General features: G+C 73.4%; 19 protein-coding genes. 5 read left to right on the top strand and 14 right to left on the bottom strand.

All coding sequences use genetic code 11. From position 1 onward, the window contains the following. Positions 1-220: 220 nt before the first annotated feature. The 4 genes from ACF089_RS15165 to hisI all read right to left on the bottom strand — a co-directional run bounded on the left by ACF089_RS15165 (position 221) and on the right by hisI (position 3,247). A complete protein-coding gene (locus ACF089_RS15165; protein ID WP_392026203.1) occupies positions 221-487 on the bottom strand; it encodes an HGxxPAAW family protein in 267 nt (88 codons plus the stop codon). Between the two features lie 188 nt (positions 488-675). Next, positions 676-1,323, bottom strand: coding sequence for a TIGR02234 family membrane protein (locus ACF089_RS15160; RefSeq protein WP_392026201.1), 648 nt, complete (start codon positions 1,321-1,323; stop codon positions 676-678). Positions 1,324-1,364: 41 nt separating this feature from the next. After that, positions 1,365-2,861, bottom strand: a complete 1,497-nt coding sequence (locus ACF089_RS15155; RefSeq protein WP_392026200.1) for an anthranilate synthase component I — start codon at positions 2,859-2,861, stop codon at positions 1,365-1,367. An 11-nt stretch (positions 2,862-2,872) separates the two neighbouring features. Then, a complete protein-coding gene (hisI, locus tag ACF089_RS15150) occupies positions 2,873-3,247 on the bottom strand; it encodes a phosphoribosyl-AMP cyclohydrolase (RefSeq protein WP_392026199.1) in 375 nt (124 codons plus the stop codon). 250 nt (positions 3,248-3,497) lie between these two features. Here hisI and ACF089_RS15145 point away from each other — a divergent pair, with 250 nt between their 5' ends. Then, complete coding sequence (locus ACF089_RS15145) at positions 3,498-4,136, top strand: TIGR03085 family metal-binding protein (protein ID WP_392026198.1); 639 nt, start codon at positions 3,498-3,500, stop codon at positions 4,134-4,136. 178 nt (positions 4,137-4,314) lie between these two features. Here the strand turns inward: ACF089_RS15145 and ACF089_RS15140 are convergent, their stop codons facing one another. From ACF089_RS15140 to hisD, 9 genes are all read right to left on the bottom strand, one after another. Further along, complete coding sequence (locus tag ACF089_RS15140; protein WP_392026196.1) at positions 4,315-5,520, bottom strand: cytochrome P450; 1,206 nt, start codon at positions 5,518-5,520, stop codon at positions 4,315-4,317. Positions 5,521-5,857: 337 nt separating this feature from the next. Continuing rightward, positions 5,858-6,613 (bottom strand): imidazole glycerol phosphate synthase subunit HisF, encoded by a 756-nt coding sequence (gene hisF / locus ACF089_RS15135; protein WP_392026194.1) that lies wholly within the window; start codon positions 6,611-6,613, stop codon positions 5,858-5,860. Next, a complete protein-coding gene (locus ACF089_RS15130) occupies positions 6,610-7,005 on the bottom strand; it encodes a RidA family protein (RefSeq protein ID WP_392026192.1) in 396 nt (131 codons plus the stop codon). Before ACF089_RS15130 ends, hisF begins: the two co-directional genes overlap by 4 nt. After that, a complete protein-coding gene (priA, locus tag ACF089_RS15125; protein ID WP_392026191.1) occupies positions 7,002-7,727 on the bottom strand; it encodes a bifunctional 1-(5-phosphoribosyl)-5-((5-phosphoribosylamino)methylideneamino)imidazole-4-carboxamide isomerase/phosphoribosylanthranilate isomerase PriA in 726 nt (241 codons plus the stop codon). Before priA ends, ACF089_RS15130 begins: the two co-directional genes overlap by 4 nt. After that, complete coding sequence (hisH, locus tag ACF089_RS15120; RefSeq protein WP_392026189.1) at positions 7,724-8,365, bottom strand: imidazole glycerol phosphate synthase subunit HisH; 642 nt, start codon at positions 8,363-8,365, stop codon at positions 7,724-7,726. Before hisH ends, priA begins: the two co-directional genes overlap by 4 nt. Then, positions 8,362-8,526: a hypothetical protein gene (locus tag ACF089_RS15115; RefSeq protein ID WP_392026188.1), complete on the bottom strand. Its 165-nt coding sequence runs from the start codon at positions 8,524-8,526 to the stop codon at positions 8,362-8,364. The genes hisH and ACF089_RS15115 overlap by 4 nt, the downstream gene beginning before the upstream one ends. Continuing rightward, positions 8,523-9,116, bottom strand: coding sequence for an imidazoleglycerol-phosphate dehydratase HisB (hisB, locus tag ACF089_RS15110; protein WP_392026187.1), 594 nt, complete (start codon positions 9,114-9,116; stop codon positions 8,523-8,525). Before hisB ends, ACF089_RS15115 begins: the two co-directional genes overlap by 4 nt. Further along, complete coding sequence (locus ACF089_RS15105; RefSeq protein ID WP_392026185.1) at positions 9,113-10,216, bottom strand: histidinol-phosphate transaminase; 1,104 nt, start codon at positions 10,214-10,216, stop codon at positions 9,113-9,115. Before ACF089_RS15105 ends, hisB begins: the two co-directional genes overlap by 4 nt. Then, complete coding sequence (gene hisD / locus ACF089_RS15100; RefSeq protein ID WP_392026183.1) at positions 10,213-11,544, bottom strand: histidinol dehydrogenase; 1,332 nt, start codon at positions 11,542-11,544, stop codon at positions 10,213-10,215. Before hisD ends, ACF089_RS15105 begins: the two co-directional genes overlap by 4 nt. A 180-nt stretch (positions 11,545-11,724) precedes the next feature. Here hisD and ACF089_RS15095 point away from each other — a divergent pair, with 180 nt between their 5' ends. From ACF089_RS15095 to ybaK, 4 genes are all read left to right on the top strand, one after another. Next, positions 11,725-13,326 (top strand): oxidoreductase, encoded by a 1,602-nt coding sequence (locus ACF089_RS15095; RefSeq protein ID WP_392026181.1) that lies wholly within the window; start codon positions 11,725-11,727, stop codon positions 13,324-13,326. 265 nt (positions 13,327-13,591) lie between these two features. Beyond that, the gene (locus tag ACF089_RS15090) at positions 13,592-14,647 is read left to right on the top strand and encodes a hypothetical protein (protein ID WP_392026179.1); all 1,056 of its coding nucleotides are present in this window, start codon (positions 13,592-13,594) and stop codon (positions 14,645-14,647) included. 11 nt (positions 14,648-14,658) lie between these two features. Beyond that, positions 14,659-15,399, top strand: coding sequence for an LON peptidase substrate-binding domain-containing protein (locus tag ACF089_RS15085; RefSeq protein WP_392026177.1), 741 nt, complete (start codon positions 14,659-14,661; stop codon positions 15,397-15,399). A gap of 19 nt (positions 15,400-15,418) precedes the next feature. Beyond that, positions 15,419-15,913, top strand: a complete 495-nt coding sequence (gene ybaK, locus ACF089_RS15080; RefSeq protein WP_392026175.1) for a Cys-tRNA(Pro) deacylase — start codon at positions 15,419-15,421, stop codon at positions 15,911-15,913. A gap of 341 nt (positions 15,914-16,254) precedes the next feature. On the opposite strand, the gene ACF089_RS15075 is transcribed toward ybaK, so the two are convergent. Then, complete coding sequence (locus tag ACF089_RS15075; RefSeq protein ID WP_392026173.1) at positions 16,255-16,881, bottom strand: DUF2567 domain-containing protein; 627 nt, start codon at positions 16,879-16,881, stop codon at positions 16,255-16,257. Between the last annotated feature and the right edge of the window lie 2 nt (positions 16,882-16,883).

The following is a 16,883-nucleotide window of genomic DNA, read 5'->3' as shown; positions in this document are numbered from 1 at the left end:
GGCGTCCACCCGGCGATTGTCCCCGTGCCGGGCTCCGCGGGCCCCCGGAACGCGCGAGTCCGCGCCTTCCCGGCGGCCTGCTCGGGGGCTTTCCCGGCGGCTTTCCCGGGAGCTTGCCCGCAAGCTTTCGCGGCGGGACTCACCGGGGCGGGGCGAAGGGCGTACGAAGGCGCGGCCCGGCGGTGCCGGTCCGCGCCTCGCGCCGTCGGGCCCCCGGAGGTCAGACGGAGGCCCCGCCGCGGGCGCGCGCGGCCACGGTGGCCCGCTCACGGGCCTCCAGCTGCTCGGCGGACTTCTTGGGCATGCCGAGGCCCGCCATCATCATCCCCAGGCCGACGGCCCCGCCGACGAAGATGATCACAATGCCGCCCCAGAAGCCGAGCGGGTTGGCGGCGACCATGAAGACGCCTGCGACACAGAAGCCGATGAACGAGATGACGACACCGGTCCAGGCGGCCGGGGTGTGTCCGTGGGCGGAGGCCGACATGAGTTGCTCCTCGTTGTGAAGTCCGTGGTGGGCGCGGCGCCGGCGCTCCGGGAAGAGCGCGGCTCCGTGCCGCCGAGCCGCTGTCCGGGACGGTGCCGGGGCTCGTCGCCCATTGTCCCGTACGCCGCGTTCCGGTACGCGTCCGGGGGCATGGAGTTGCCCGTACGGGGGTGCGGGCGGGCAGGCGGTCAGCCGGTCGGGTCCTCGCCGCGGTCCAGGGCCTTCCAGAGGTCCTCGGGCCGGTCGGGGTCGACGGGGGCGGGCTTGCGGGCCCGGGGCGAGCCGTCCCGCTCGTAGCGGCCCGACATGGCGGGCCAGCGGGCGCCGTAGCGGAGCGCGAGGAGCCCGGCGAGCAGGATCAGCACGGCTCCGGCGGTGGTCGCGTAGGGCCAGGCCGTATGGGTGAGGGCGTCGACCGTGGCGGAGGAGTCGCCGACGGTCCGCGCGGCCTGGTGGTCCAGGGCCTCGCGGTCGGAGGCGCCGAGGAACGCGGCGAGGCCGGCCCCCGCGCCGCTCAGGGCGAGCAGCGCCGACACGAGGACTCTGCTGGTGCGGCGGACGGCGAAGACGGCGACGAGGGCGGCCAGACCGACGATGGCGAGGGCGGTGGGGACACCGGTGACCTCGCTGCCCTTGGCGTCCAGCGGCAGGGCTCCGCCGCCGACGGCCGCGGTGCCCTCGGCCCAGATCTGGCCGGAGGTGAGAAGGACGACGGTCGCGCCGACGGCGCCGAGGAGCAGTGCCGCGGCGAGGCTCCGGCGGCCGCTGTCAGCGGCGGCGGCCGAAGCGGGGGTGGCGCGGGGCTGGGGTACGGGAACAGCACTCACATACCCCACTATCCCTTACGCCCCCCGGCGCTCGTCGGGCGGTCGGGGGGCTACCGGGCGGTACGGTCGTGCAGCCGGTTGGCGGTGTGGACGGCGCGGAGCACCGCGGCCGCCTTGTTCCGGCATTCGGTGTCCTCGGCGACCGGGTCGGAGTCGGCCACCACACCGGCTCCGGCCTGCACATACGCCGTTCCGTCGCGCAGCAGCGCGGTACGGATGGCGATCGCGGTGTCGGAGTCGCCCGCGAAGTCCAGATAGCCGACGCAGCCCCCGTACAGTCCGCGCCGGGAGGGCTCCAGCTCGTCGATGATCTGCATCGCGCGGGGCTTGGGCGCGCCGGAGAGGGTGCCCGCGGGGAAGCAGGCGGTGAGCACGTCGAAGGCGGTGTTGCCGTCGGCGACCCGGCCGGTCACGGTCGACACGATGTGCATCACGTGGGAGTACCGCTCGATGGACATGAAGTCGACGACCTCGACGCTGCCCGGGGCGCAGACCCGGCCCAGGTCGTTGCGGCCGAGGTCGACGAGCATCAGATGCTCGGCGCGCTCCTTGGGGTCGGCCATCAGCTCGTCGGCGAGGGCCTGGTCCTCCTGCGGGGTCGCGCCGCGCGGGCGGGTCCCGGCGATGGGGTGGACCATCGCGTGCCCGTCCTCGACCTTGACCAGGGCCTCGGGGCTGGAGCCGACGACGTCGAAGCCGTCGAAGCGGAACAGGTACATGTACGGGCTGGGGTTGGTGGCCCGCAGCACCCGGTAGACGTCGAGGGCGCTCGCCGTGCAGTCGGTCTCGAACCGCTGGGACGGCACCACCTGGAACGCCTCGCCGGCCCGGATGCGCTCCTTGATGTCCTCGACGGCGTCCTGGTACTGCTCGCCGCCCCATTTCGCGGAGAACTCGGGCAGCTCGGAGGGGGGCAGCACGGCGGGGGCGGAGGCGAGCGGCCGGGCGAGGTCGCGCTCCATGGCGTCCAGCCGGGCGACCGCGTCGGCGTGGGCCTCGTCGACGCCGGTGTCGAGGTCGTTGTGGTTGATCGCGTTGGCGATCAGCAGGACCGTGCCGTCCCAGTGGTCGAGCACCGCGAGATCGGAGGTGAGGAGCATGGTCAGTTCGGGGAGCCGCAGATCGTCGCGGTCGCCGGGGCCGATCTTCTCCAGCCTGCGGACGATGTCGTATCCGAGGTAGCCGACCATGCCGCCGGTGAAGGGCGGCATTTGGGAGGCCAGGTCGCGCGGAGTGTGCAGGGTCTCCACGGTGGCGCGCAGCGCGGCGAGCGGATCGCCGTCGAGGGGGACGCCGACGGGCGGGGTGCCCAGCCAGTGGGCGCGGCCGTCGCGCTCGGTGAGGGTGCCGGCGCTGTGCACGCCCACGAAGGAGTAACGGGACCAGGCTCGACCGTTCTCCGCGGACTCCAGCAGGAAGGTGCCGGGGCGTTCGGCCGCGAGCTTGCGGTAGAGCGCGACCGGGGTGTCGCCGTCCGCGAGGAGGCGGCGGCTGACGGGGATGACACGCCGGTCGACGGCGAGTTTGCGGAAGGTCTCCAGGTCCATGGCGGTCGACCCTACTCGCCGAGCGGGAGGGAGCCGGCGTCGAAGCAGGTGCGGTCGCCGGTGTGACAGGCCGCGCCCACCTGGTCGACCTTGACCAGGAGGGTGTCGCCGTCGCAGTCGAGGGCGACGGACTTGACGTGCTGGACATGACCGGAGGTGTCGCCCTTGACCCAGTACTCCCGGCGGCTGCGGGACCAGTAGGTGCAGCGGCCGGTGGTCAGGGTGCGGTGCAGGGCCTCGTCGTCCATCCAGCCGAGCATCAGCACCTCACCGGTGTCGTACTGCTGGGCGATGGCCGCGACGAGGCCGCCGGGGTCGCGCTTGAGGCGGGCGGCGACGGCGGGATCCAGGGAACTGGCGGGGACACTGCTGGTCATGCCCTCCATTGTGCCGCGCCCCGGCGGGCCGGCGGCCCGTTGTCCACAGGGCGGACCCCGGCTGACGCTTCCGGGACCCCGGCGGGGCCCGGGCGGGATCCGGAGACGGTCCGGGCAGGTCCGGGCAGGTCCGGGCAGGGCCCGGTGGCGGTCCGGGCGGGATGCGGGCGGCGCGGGCGGCCCCCGGTGCGGTCCGCGCGGGGCCCGGGGACGCACGGCCCGCCGGGCGAACGGGGCGCGGTCGCCGTAGGCTGGCCGTATGTCGACCCATGCCAAGCGCGAACGGCTCCTGCTCGCCGATCTGTTGGAAGCGGCGGGCCCCGATGCCCCGACCCTGTGCGAGGGCTGGACCACCCGGGACCTCGCGGCCCACACGGTGGTGCGCGAACGCCGCGCCGACGCGGCCGCCGGACTGCTCCTCTCCGTCCTGCGCGACCGGCTGGAACGGGTGCAGGCGGAGTTCGCCGCCAAGCCGTACGAGGAACTGATCCAGCTGATCCGCACCGGGCCGCCGCGGCTCTCCCCGTACGCCCTCAAGCAGGTGGACGAGGCGGCGAACACCGTGGAGTTCTTCGTCCACGCCGAGGATGTGCGCCGGGCCCAGCCGGACTGGACGGCGCGGCCGCTGGACGCGGTGTTCCAGGACGCGCTGTGGGCGCGGCTGGAGAAGAGCGCCCGGCTGCTGGGCCGGAAGTCGCCGGTGGGGCTGGTGCTGCGCCGCCCGGACGGGCAGACGGCGGTGGCGCACCGGGGGGCTCCGGTGGTGACGGTGACCGGGGAGCCGGGTGAGCTGACGGTCTTCGTCTTCGGGCGGCAGGACGCGGCCCAGGTGGATCTGGCGGGGGACGAGGAGGCGGTGGAGCGGGTGCGGAAGGCCTCGCTCGGCATGCCCCTCTGAAGCCGCTCGAGCCTCAGACGCCTCGGACGGCCCGGCCCGGGCGGTCCGGGGCTCTCCGCCGGCCCCGGCCGGCGCCCCGCGGCCCGGTTCTCCCGTACGGTCCCGTCCGCCCGGGTCCCCGCCGCCCCGTACGGCCCCGGGCCCGGCCCGTGCCGAAGGCCCCCGGGGCGCGGGGCCCTCACCAGCGGACCGGCAGCTCCCGTACGCCGCGTATCAGCATCCCGGGGAGCCAGGACAGCTCCCCCTCGTCCGTGTCCGGGGTGAGGGCGGGGAAGCGGTCCAGCAGGCCGCGGACGGCGATCCGGCCCTCCAGACGGGCCAGCGGCGCGCCCAGGCAGTGGTGGAGGCCGTGGCCGAAGGCGAGGTGGCCCCGGGCGTCCCGGTGGATGTCGAACCGCTCCGGATCCTTGAAGCGCGCCGGGTCCCGGTCGGCGTCGGCCACCGAGATCAGGACCGTGGAGCCCGCGGGGACGACGGTCCCGCCCATCTCCACGTCCTCCAGGGCCAGCCTCATGGTGCTGTTCTCCAGCGGGCCCTCGTAGCGGAGCATCTCCTCGACCGCCCCGCCGAGCAGGTCCGGGTCGGCGCGCACCTGGGCGAGCTGGTCGGGGTGGGCGAAGAGCGCGCGCATGCCGTTGGCGATGAGATTGACCGTGGTCTCGTGCCCGGCGACCAGGATCAGGAAGGACATGCCGATCAGCTCGTCGGGGGAGAGCCGGTCGCCGCCCTCGTCGACGACATGGATCAGCGCGCTGAGCAGATCGTCGCCGGAGCGGGCGCGTTTCTCCTGGACCAGCTCGCGGAGGTAGGCCGCGATCTCGCGGAACGCGTTCCCCTGGCGCTCGGGGTCGGTGGGCGCGACGATCTCGTTGGACCAGCCGCGGAAGGCGGTGCGGTCGAGTTCGGGCACGCCCAGCAGCTCGCAGATGACGGTCATCGGCAGCGGGAAGGCGAAGGAGGCGACCAGATCGGCCCGGCGCTCCTCGTTCGCCGCCATCGCGTCCAGCAGTTCGTCGGCGATCTCCTGGACGCGCGGGGCCATGGCCTCGACCCGGCGGGCGGTGAAGCCGCGGGCGACCAGCCGGCGCAGCCGGGTGTGGTCGGGCGGGTCCGACATGAGCATGTTGGTGAGGGCGGGCAGATCGGGGCCGACGCCCATGGCCGGGTTGGGGGGCCCTTTTTTGATCCAGTCGCGGCTGAGCCGGGGGTCGGTGAAGGCGGTGCGGCAGGCGTCGTGTCCGACGACGATCCACAGCTCCGTCCCCTTGGGATCGCGCACCTGGTGAACGGGTCCCCGCGCGCGGAGCGCGGCGTAGACGGGGTAGGGATCCTTGATGAAGTCGGGGCTGAGCTCCAACAGATCGGCGATGGGACGGGCCGCCATGCTGCTCCTCGCTGTTCACGTGTTACTCGCGGGTCCACAAGGGATCCAGCAGCACGCTAGCCCGGCTCCGGGGCCCGAAGAACACCACTTTCGGCCGTCTGGCCCGCTGTCCGGTCGCCGCGATGGCGCGATCCGGGCGGCCCGGGACCGGCGGACGAGGGTCGTCCGGAGGGGCCTTCGGCGGCGGAACGGCCGGGCGGCCCGGGTCCGGTGCGTCGCTCGCGCACCGGACCCGGGCCGCCGGACTCAGCGGACCGGACCCGGGGGCACGGGGCTCGGCGCACCGGACCCACCCGGGCCCACGGGGCTCGGCGGACCCGACCCGGGCCCACCAGGCTCAGCGGACCGGGTGACCGGCCTCGCGCAGCGCGTCCTTCACCTGGCCGACGCGCAGATCGCCGAAGTGGAACACCGAGGCGGCCAGGACCGCGTCGGCGCCCGCGTCGATCGCCGGGGCGAAGTCCGCCAGGCGGCCCGCGCCGCCGCTGGCGATCACGGGCACGGTGACATGCCGGCGGACCGCCGCGATCATCTCGGTGTCGTAGCCGTCCTTGGTGCCGTCGGCGTCCATCGAGTTGAGCAGGATCTCGCCCGCGCCCAGCTCGGCGGCCCGGTGGGCCCATTCGACGGCGTCGATGCCGGTGCCCCGGCGGCCGCCGTGGGTGGTGACCTCGAAGGAGCCGGAGGGGGTGCGGCGCGCGTCGACGGAGAGCACCAGCACCTGGCGGCCGAAGCGCTCGGCGATCTCCCGGATCAGCTCGGGCCGGGCGATCGCGGCGGTGTTGACGCCGACCTTGTCGGCGCCCGCGCGCAGCAGCCGGTCCACGTCGTCGGCCGCGCGGACCCCGCCGCCGACGGTGAGCGGGATGAAGACCTGTTCGGCGGTGCGGCGCACCACGTCGTAGGTCGTCTCGCGGTCGCCGGAGGAGGCGGTGATGTCGAGGAAGGTCAGCTCGTCGGCGCCCTCGGCGTCGTAGAGCTTGGCCATCTCGACGGGGTCGCCCGCGTCGCGCAGATTCTGGAAGTTGACGCCTTTGACGACCCGGCCGTTGTCGACGTCCAGGCAGGGGATGACTCTGACGGCGAGTGTCATACGGGCTCACTCCGATAGGCCTCGACCTCGACCTCGACGACCAGTCGCGGGTCGATCAGGCCGGAGACGACGAGCATGGAGGCGGCCGGGCGGGCCGCGTCGAAGAGTTCCTTGTGCGCGCGGCCGACCTCGTCCGCGTCCCGGGCGTGGGTGAGGTACATCCGGGTGCGTACGACGTCGGCGGCGCCGAGGCCGAGTCGCTTCAGCGCGCCGAGGGCTGCGTTGAAGGCGTTCACCGCCTGGTCGTAGGGGCCGCCCTCGGCGATCGCGCCGTCGATCACCGAGGTGCAGCCGGAGACCAGGACGAGGCCGCCGGGGAGTTCGACGGCCCGGGAGTAGCCGAACCGCTCCTCCCAGGGGGCGTCGGAGGCGAGTCGTCGTACCTCGGTCACGCCGACACCGCCGCGAGCGCTTCCTCCAGGGTGAAGGCCTTGGCGTAGAGGGCCTTGCCGACGATCGCGCCCTCGACGCCCTGGGGGACGAGGGAGGCGATGGCTCGCAGATCGTCCAGCGAGGAGACGCCGCCGGAGGCGACGACGGGCTTGTCGGTGACGGCGCAGACGTTCTTCAGCAGCTCCAGGTTGGGGCCCTGGAGGGTGCCGTCCTTGGCGATGTCGGTGACGACGTAGCGGGCGCAGCCCTCGGAGTCGAGACGGGCGAGGGTCTCGTAGAGGTCGCCGCCGTCGCGGGTCCAGCCGCGGCCGCGCAGGGTGGTGCCGCGGACGTCCAGGCCGACCGCGATCTTGTCGCCGTGCTCGGCGATGACCTTGGCGACCCATTCGGGGGTCTCCAGGGCCGCGGTGCCCAGATTGACCCGGGTGCAGCCGGTGGCGAGGGCGGCGGCGAGCGAGGCGTCGTCGCGGATGCCGCCGGACAGCTCGACCTTGATGTCCATCGCGCCGGCGACCTCGGCGATCAGCGCGCGGTTGTCGCCGGTGCCGAAGGCGGCGTCCAGGTCGACCAGGTGCAGCCATTCGGCGCCCGCGCGCTGCCAGGCGAGGGCGGCGTCGAGCGGGGAGCCGTAGGAGGTCTCCGTACCGGACTCTCCGTGGACGAGACGGACGGCCTGGCCGTCGCGGACGTCGACGGCGGGGAGGAGTTCGAGCTTGGTCACAGTGTTCCGATCCAGTTGGTCAGCAGCTGGGCGCCGGCGTCGCCGGACTTCTCGGGGTGGAACTGCGTCGCCGTCAGCGCGCTGTTCTCCACGGCGGCGACGAAGCGCTCGCCGTGGCGGGCCCAGGTGACCCGGGGCGCGCGGATGGCGGGGTTGGTCACTTCCAGGTCCCAGTCGTGCGCCGCGTAGGAGTGCACGAAGTAGAACCGGGCGTCGGGGTCGAGTCCGGCGAAGAGGGCGCTGTCGGCGGGGGCCTCGACGGTGTTCCAGCCCATGTGGGGGACGACGGGGGCCTTGAGCGGGCCGACCGTGCCGGGCCACTCGTCGAGTCCCTCGGTCTCCACGCCGTGTTCGATGCCCCGCGCGAAGAGGATCTGCATGCCGACGCAGATGCCCAGCACCGGACGGCCGCCGGAGAGCCGGCGGCCAACGATCCAGTCGCCGCGGGCCCCGCGCAGTCCGTCCATGCAGGCGGAGAACGCGCCGACGCCGGGGACGAGGAGTCCGTCGGCGTTCATCGCGGCGTCGAAGTCGCGGGTGATCTCGACGTCGGCGCCGACCCGGGCGAGGGCGCGCTCGGCGGAGCGGACATTGCCGAATCCGTAGTCGAAGACGACGACCTTCTTGGGTGCGCTCATGACCACACGCTCATCCGGAGTATGCCGGCGACCAGACACATGGCGGCGCCGATGGAGAGGAGGACGACGACGCTCCTGGGCTGCTCCTGCTTGGCGAAGGAGTAGACGCCGCCGAGGAGGAAGAGCCCGAGGACGATCAGGACGGTGGAGAGGCCGTTCACAGCGCGCCCTTCGTGGAGGGGAGGATCCCGGCGGCGCGCGGGTCGTGCTCGCTTGCGTAGCGCAGCGCCCGGGCGAGCGCCTTGAACTGGCACTCCACGATGTGGTGCGCGTTGCGTCCGTAGGGGACGTGGACGTGCAGGGCGATCTGGGCCTGGGCGACGAAGGACTCCAGGATGTGCCGGGTCATCGTCGTGTCGTACGAGCCGATCATCGGCGCCATGTTCTCGGGCTCGGTGTGCACGAGGTAGGGGCGGCCGGAGAGGTCCACGGTGACCTGGGCGAGCGACTCGTCCAGGGGCACGGTGCAGTTGCCGAAGCGGTAGATGCCGACCTTGTCGCCGAGGGCCTGCCTGAAGGCGGCGCCGAGGGCGAGGGCGGTGTCCTCGATGGTGTGGTGCGAGTCGATGTGGAGGTCGCCCTCGGTCTTCACCGTGAGGTTGAACAGCCCGTGCCGGCCGAGCTGGTCCAGCATGTGGTCGTAGAAGCCGACCCCGGTCGACACATCGACTTTTCCGGTGCCGTCGAGGTCGATCTCGACGGCGACGGACGTCTCCTTGGTGGTGCGCTCCACCCTGCCCACGCGGCTCATGCGCTCTGCTCCTTCTTCAACTCACGGACCGCGTCGAGGAACGCGTCGCTTTCGGCGGGGGTGCCCGCGGTGACCCGCAGCCGGCCGGGGACGCCGTTGTCCCGGACCAGGACGCCCCGGTCGAGAATGCGCCGCCAGGCGTCGTGGGCGTCGGGGAACCGCCCGAACTGCACGAAGTTGGCGTCGGAATCGGTGACCTCGTACCCGATGGCGCGCAGCTCGGCGACCAGGCGGTCGCGTTCGGTCTTCAGCTGCTCGACATAGCCGAGCAGGGTGTCGGTGTGCTCCAGCGCGGCGAGCGCGGTGGCCTGGGTGACGGCGGAGAGGTGGTACGGCAGCCGGACCAGCTGTACGGCGTCGACCACCGCGGGGCAGGCCGCGAGATAGCCCAGTCGCAGTCCGGCCGCGCCGAACGCCTTGGACATGGTGCGGGAGACCACCAGATGGGGGCGGTCCGCCAGCAGCGGCAGCAGCGAGGGGCGGTGGCTGAACTCGACGTACGCCTCGTCGACCACGACCAGCGACGGGCGGGCGGCCTGGGCCGCCTCGTACAGCGCGATCACGGTCTCGGCGTCGACGGCGGTGCCGGTGGGGTTGTTGGGCGAGGTGATGAAGACCACCTCGGGCCGGTGCTCGGCGATCGCGCGCCGGGCGGCGGGCAGGTCGACGGTGAAGTCGTCGGAGCGCGGACCGGAGATCCAGCCGGTGCCGGTGCCCCGGGAGATCAGACCGTGCATCGAGTACGAGGGCTCGAAGCCGATCGCGGTCCGGCCGGGGCCGCCGAAGGTCTGGAGCAGCTGCTGGATGATCTCGTTGGATCCGTTGGCGGCCCAGACGTTCTCGACGCCGACGGCGTGTCCCGAGGTGCGGGTGAGATAGGCGGCCAGCTCGGTGCGGAGTTCGACGGCGTCCCGGTCGGGATAGCGGTTGAGCCCGCGCGCGGCCTCCCGCACCCGCTCGGCGATCCGCTCCACCAGCGCCTCGGGCGGCGGGTAGGGGTTCTCGTTGGTGTTCAGCTGTACGGGGACGTCCAGCTGGGGGGCGCCGTACGGGGACTTGCCGCGCAGCTCCTCGCGGATGGGCAGGTCGTCGATCCTCACTTGCCGGGCACCTTCCAGGCGAATCGGGCCTTCATCGCCGCGCCGTGCGCGGGCAGGTCTTCCGCCTCGGCGAGGGTGACGACGTGGTGGGTCACCTCGGCGAGCGCGTCGCGCGTGTAGTCCACGATGTGGATGCCGCGCAGGAAGGACTGGACGGAGAGCCCCGAGGAGTGGCAGGCGCAGCCGCCGGTGGGCAGGACGTGGTTGGAGCCCGCGCAGTAGTCGCCGAGGGAGACCGGCGACCAGGGGCCGACGAAGACGGCTCCGGCGTTGCGCACGCGGGCGGCGACGGCGGGGGCGTCGGCGGTCTGGATCTCCAGGTGCTCGGCGCCGTAGGCGTTGACGACCCGCAGTCCTTCCTCGACGCCGTCGACGAGGACGATCGCGGACTGCCGGCCGGACAGGGCGGGCACGATCCGGTCCTCGACGTGCTTGGTGGCGGCGATCTGCGGCTCCAGCTCGCGCTCGACGGCGTCGGCCAGCTCGGTCGAGTCGGTGACCAGCACGGCGGCGGCCAGCGGGTCGTGCTCGGCCTGGCTGATCAGGTCGGCGGCGACATGGACCGGGTCGGCGCTCGCGTCGGCGAGGACGGCGATCTCGGTCGGTCCGGCCTCGGTGTCGATGCCGATCCGGCCGGTGAAGTAGCGCTTGGCGGCGGCGACCCAGATGTTGCCGGGGCCGGTGACCATGTTCGCCGGGGGGCAGCCGTCGGGGCCCTGGGTGCCGTACGCGAACATCGCGACGGCCTGGGCGCCGCCCGCCGCGTACACCTCGTCGACGCCGAGGAGGGCGCAGGCGGCGAGGATCGTCGGGTGGGGCAGACCGCCGTGCTCCTTCTGCGGCGGGGAGGCGAGCGCGATCGACTCGACGCCGGCCTCCTGCGCCGGGACCGCGTTCATGATCACGGAGGAGGGGTAGACGGACCGGCCGCCGGGGGCGTAGAGCCCGACGCGCTCGACCGGGACCCACTTCTCGGTGACGGTCCCGCCGGGGACGACCTGGGTGGTGTGCTCGCTCCGGCGCTGGGCGCGGTGGACGATCCTGGCCCGCCGGACGGACTCCTCCAGGGCGGCCCTGACCTCCGGGTCCAGCTCCGCCAGGGCCCGGGCGAGGGCCTCGGCGGGCACCCGGACGCGCTCCAGCTCGACGCCGTCGAAGGTCTTCGCGTACTCGATCAGCGCCTCGGTGCCGCGATGATGCACGTCCTCGCAGATGGGCCGCACCTTCTCCAGGGCGGCTTCCACGTCGAACTCGGCACGGGGCAGCAGGGCGCGCAGGGCGGCCCCCTCGGGGAGGGCGTCGCCGCGCAGATCGATTCGAGAGATCACAGGGTCAATTCTCGCAGACCGGATTCGGCTGCCGTTCCGCGTATCACTGGCTGATACACGTCGCCGGGCCCTCGCAAGATCGGATGACCACTAGCGTTCACCCGGTCACTCAGCGGGAAGAACGACTGTACGACACGGTGTGCGACGACTGATGCACACAGAGGAATCGGAGGAGCGGCCTTGACTGAGCCGCCGGACGACGGACCCCCGGACGGGCTGACCCCGACCGAGCAGCGGATGTGGAACGCGTTCCGGAACGGGAGCACCTACGATCTGAGCGATCCCGATCCGCTGCTGAACGACGCCTTCTCGCCGCGCCCCTGGGGATCCGAACGCAGCGTGCGCGCCTCGATCGTGGCGCGGCTGCTGCTCAGCGGGCCGTCGCCGCACCCCGGGCGGGTCGCGGCGCTCAAGCTGCGCGGGGCCGCGATCACCGGCACGCTCAAGCTCGCGGGCGGCAGCGTCTCGCCCTATGTGGAGCTGTACGGCTGCCGGTTCGAGAGCGAGGTGTGGCTGCCGGAGGCGCATTTCACCACCGTGCGGATGGTGGGCTGCGCGATCCCCCGGCTGGAGGCGGCCCGGCTGCGCACCGAGGGCGATCTGCATCTGCCGCGCTGCCGGGTGGAGCACGGGATCCGGCTCACCGACGCGCAGATCGGCACGGATCTGCTGATCAACCAGATCCACGTACGGCCGGACCGGCGGGGCCGGGCGATCACCGCGGACGGTCTCTCGGTGGCGCAGGACCTCCAGGCCGAGCTGATCGAGACCTATGGCGAGGTGAGTCTGCGCGGCGCGAAGGTCGGGGTGTCGCTGAGTCTGCGCGGCAGCCGGCTGCGGGCCGCCGCCGAGCGCCGCGCGTTCAACGCGCCCCAGCTCAGCGTGGAGCGGACGCTGTACATGACGGGCGCGTGGGTGAGCGAGACCACGGGCGATCCGAACACCACTCCCCCGTTCGGCATCGGGATCGACGACGCGCACCGGCGCAACACCCGGCTGCGGCCCTTCGAGTGCTACGGCGGGGTGCGGCTGGACGACGGCCGGTTCGGGGACGCGGTCGATCTGCACCGGGCGCGCTTCGTGATGAGCCAGGGCGAGGAGCTGTCGCTGCGCCGGATAGTCAGCCCCGAGCTGCGGTTCAACGCGCAGCGCCCCGAGGAGGGGCGGGTGGTGCTGAACGGCGCGAAGGTGATCACCCTGGTCGATCTGGCGGCGAGCTGGCCGGGGCCGGGCGGGCTCGCGATGGGCGGCTTCGTCTACGAGAACCTGGTGCCGTACGAGGAGTTCCCGCTCAGCCGCCGGCTGGAGTGGGTGGCGTCGGCGACGCCCGAGTACTCCCCGGAGCCGTACGAGCGGCTGGCGACCGTGCTGCGCAACAGCGGGGAGGACGCGGACGCGCGCGAGGTGCTGCTGGCGAAGCAGCGCCGCCGCCGCGAGACGCTGCCGCTGGCCGCGAAGCTGTGGGGCTATCTCCAGGACTGGACGGTGGCGTACGGCTACCGGCCCGGCCGGGCGGCGCTGTGGATGGCGGTGCTGTGGGCGGCGGGCGCGCTGGCCTTCTCCCAGGTGGATCCGGATCCGATCAAGAAGGAGGAGCATCCGCAGTGGAACGCGGCGCTCTACGCGCTGGATCTGCTGATCCCCGTGATCAATCTCGGCCAGGACGGGTTCTGGCGGCTGGAGGGGAACTGGCAGTGGGCGGGGGCGGTGCTGGTGATGCTGGGGTGGATTCTGGCGACCACGGTGGCGGCGGGGGCGACGAGGCTGCTGAGCCGGGGGTGAACTGCTGAGGCGGGGATGCAGTCCTGAGCCGAGGGTGCACTCCTGAGCCGGGGGTGCAGGGAGAGCGGAGCTGAGCCGGGGGTGGACGGAGTCCGGAGCTGAGCCGAGGGTGGGCGGGGAGCGGGGGTGAGACGGGCGGCGGGCCCGCTCGGTCACCCGCTCCGGCGTTTCTTTACAGTCTCTTGGCTTTTCCCAGGACAACCATTCCGGCCGCCACCAAAGCTTCACAGCCATCCTCTGGCGCGGCCCCTACCTGCGGTTTTCAATGGTCCGCACCATGTCATTGCTTCGAGCACTGCTGCGCACCGCTCGTATGATCCGTCACACACCGAGACTCGCCGACGGTCTGCCGCCCGCCGAGGCGGTGCTGCTCGACGCGCCCGACGACCGGCTCGGCCCGGCGCTGGTCGCGGCGGCGGTCGGCGAGTTCGAGCCCGCCGCGAAACTGCTGGCCACCACCCGGGAGGCGGCCCAGTGGGAGAGCCGGGACCGCTATGTGATGCGGCTGGCCGTCTTCGCCCACTCGCGGGGCGAGTGGCTCTCCTCGTGGCTGGCGGCCGCGCCGCGCGATCCGGACGCCCTGATCGTCAAGGCGGAGCTGGCGATCCGCAGGGCGTGGGACTCGCCGGCGCGGGCCGAACGGCTGCGGGAGGTCGGCCCGCTCATCGACGCGGCGGCGGAGGCGGCCCCGGCCGACCCGGTGCCCTGGCGGATCGCGCTGGACCACGCGCGCGGCGCCCACGCGACCCACACGGCGTTCGAGGCGCTCTGGGAGCAGGCGGTGCGCCGCTCCTCGCACCACTACGGATGCCATGTGGCGGCGCTGCGCTATCTGTCGGCCCAGTGGTACGGCTCGCACCGCGAGTGCTTCGACTTCGCGGAGAAGGCGGCGGCGGACGCGCTGCCGGGCTCGCTGGTGCGGGCGCTGCCGGTGCGGGCGGCGTTCGCGCGGATGGAGTGCCACACCTCCGCCGCCGGGGTGCTGGAGCCGGTACGGCTCTCCCACGCCCTGGAGGCCGAGCGGGTCGACGCGGCGGCCGATCTGGCGATCACCCTCTCCGGCGGCTACCCCGAGGGGGATCCCTGGCCCGCCGAGGTGCGGAATCTGACCGCGTACGTGCTGGTGGGGCGCGGGCGCTGGGCGGAGGCGCTGGAGCAGTTCCGGCTGATCGGGACGCGGGCGACCTCGTTCCCCTGGAACCGATTCTCCGACGATCCGCTCGGCCAGTTCCTCGACGCCCGCGACGGTGTGCGGATCCAGGTGGCGTCCACGACGCCTCTGGGGTCTTCCACCGGACGGAGCGGGCCCGCGGGCCATTAGGCTAGTCGGTTGTGACCACCGCTCGACTGCCCCTCTTCCCGCTGAACTCGGTGCTGTTCCCCGGGCTCGTCCTGCCCCTGAACGTCTTCGAGGAGCGATATCGCGCCATGATGCGCGAGCTGCTGAAGACGGACGCGTCCGAGCCGCGCCTCTTCGCCGTGGTCGCCATCCGCGACGGCCGGGAGGTCGCGACGACCGCGCCGGGTCTGCCGGACCCCACCTCGCTGCCGGAGCGGGGGCCGGCCGCGGGCTTCGGCGAGGACCCGATGCGCTCGTTCCACCCCGTGGGGTGCGTCGCGGACGCGGCGACCGTCCGGGAGCGCGAGGACGGCAGCTTCGAGGTCCTCGCCACCGGGACGACCCGGGTCCGGCTGCTCTCGGTCGACGCGAGCGGGCCCTATCTGACGGCCGAGCTGGAGGAGATCCCGGAGGAGACCGGCGAGGGCGCGGGGGCGCTCGCCGAGGGAGTGCTGCGGGCCTTCCGCGCCTATCAGAAGCGGCTCGCGGGCGCGCGGGAGCGGACCCTGTCCACGGGCGCGGAGCTGCCGGACGAGCCGTCGGTGGTCTCGTACCTGGTCGCGGCGGCGGCGGTGCTGGACACCCCCGCGAAGCAGCGGCTGCTGGAGGCCCCGGACACCGCGGCGCGGCTGCGGGAGGAGCTGGGGCTGCTGCGCGCCGAGACGGCGGTCATCCGTCATCTGCCCTCGCTGCCCGCGGTGCAGCTGACGCAGGAGCCCACCAACCCCAACTGAACGGACAGGACCCGGCGACGTGGCGAAGAAGGCCAGGAAGACCGGCGGCACCCCCGCCACAGTGGCCCTGACGGCGGCGGGCACGCCGTTCACGGTGCACGCGTACGAGCACGACCCCGCCTCCGCGTCGTACGGCGAGGAGGCCGCCGAGGCGCTCGGGGTCTCCCCCGAGCGGGTCTTCAAGACGCTCGTGGCCGAGGTCGACGGCGCGCTCACGGTCGCGGTGGTGCCGGTGGCCGGACAGCTCGATCTCAAGGCCCTGGCGGCGGCGGTCGGCGGCAAGCGGGCGGTGATGGCGGACCCGGCGGCGGCGGAGCGGACGACGGGATACGTCCGGGGCGGGATCTCGCCCCTGGGCCAGCGCCGACGGCTGCCGACGGTGCTGGACGAGACGGCTTCGCGGCATCCCACGATCTGTGTGTCGGCGGGGAGGCGGGGGCTGGAGGTGGAGCTGTCGCCCGGGGATCTGGCGGGGCTGACGGGCGCCGTGGTGGCCCGCATCGGCCGGGCGTGAGGGCTCTCCGGGGCCCGGGGGCGGGCAGGACGCGGACCGGATCGGCCCAGGGTCTCGGCGACGGGACGCGGACCGGACCGGACCCGGGGATCACCGGGACGCGGACCGGAGGAGCGCGGCGGCTCGCCGGGGCCCGGATCGGGCGGGTTCAGGGGCTCGACGGGGGCCCGGTTCTCCGGTATTCCCCTGAGGAGGGAGACCGTGAACCGAGGAGGGGCCGTGTCGAAACGCACCCGTAAGCGCAAATGGCGCACGCGTAAGGCGAACCACGGGCGCAGGCCCGCGTAGCCGTACCGCTGAGCCGTACCGCGTCCGCGGGCCCCTCCCCGGCCCGCGGGCGCTCACTTGTCCTGGGGGGACCAGTCCGGCAGCGGGGCCGGCTTCGGGTCCGGGTCCCTGGGGGTGAGCAGGGCCGTGAGCACGAGATGGACGAGCACGGCGGCCAGCGGCCAGGCCAGGAGCATGCCCTTGGCGCCCAGCTTGAGGGGAGCGTCGAAGGTGACGCCCCTGCCGACCTCCTTCGCGTGGGCCGCGACATCGGACGTCGGACCGAGCCATACGCCCAGCCGCCAGGCCAGCACGGAGGCCAGCAGTCCGCCGAGGGCCAGCGCGATCACCAGGACGATGCCGCCGCGGCGGCGGAGGAAGTAGACGGCCGCGCCGCTCAGCGCGCCGAAGCCCAGCGCCAGCAGCGCGAAGACGCCGTCCGCGCCGACCGCCGCCTCGCCCTCGGTGTTCTTCAGGAACACCGCCTCGCCGTCGGAGATCAGCGGCACACGCGGGGCCAGCCAGAGCCACAGCAGCCCCAGGGCGATGCCCAGGACGGTCACGGCCGACGCCACCAGAAGGCCGTCCCGCAGCTCCGAGCGGAGATCCGGATCGCCGGGGGCCGCGTACGCCGGGCCGGGCGGCGGGGGAGCCTGCCACGGGTTGTCGTTCGGCGGGGGCGGCGTCAGAGGTGCGGTCACCC

This window comes from Streptomyces sp. NPDC014894, from assembly GCF_043080985.1.
GTDB lineage: Bacteria > Actinomycetota > Actinomycetes > Streptomycetales > Streptomycetaceae > Streptomyces.
Note: the sequence above shows the minus strand (reverse complement) of the source record. Positions and strands in the feature narration are given on the sequence as shown.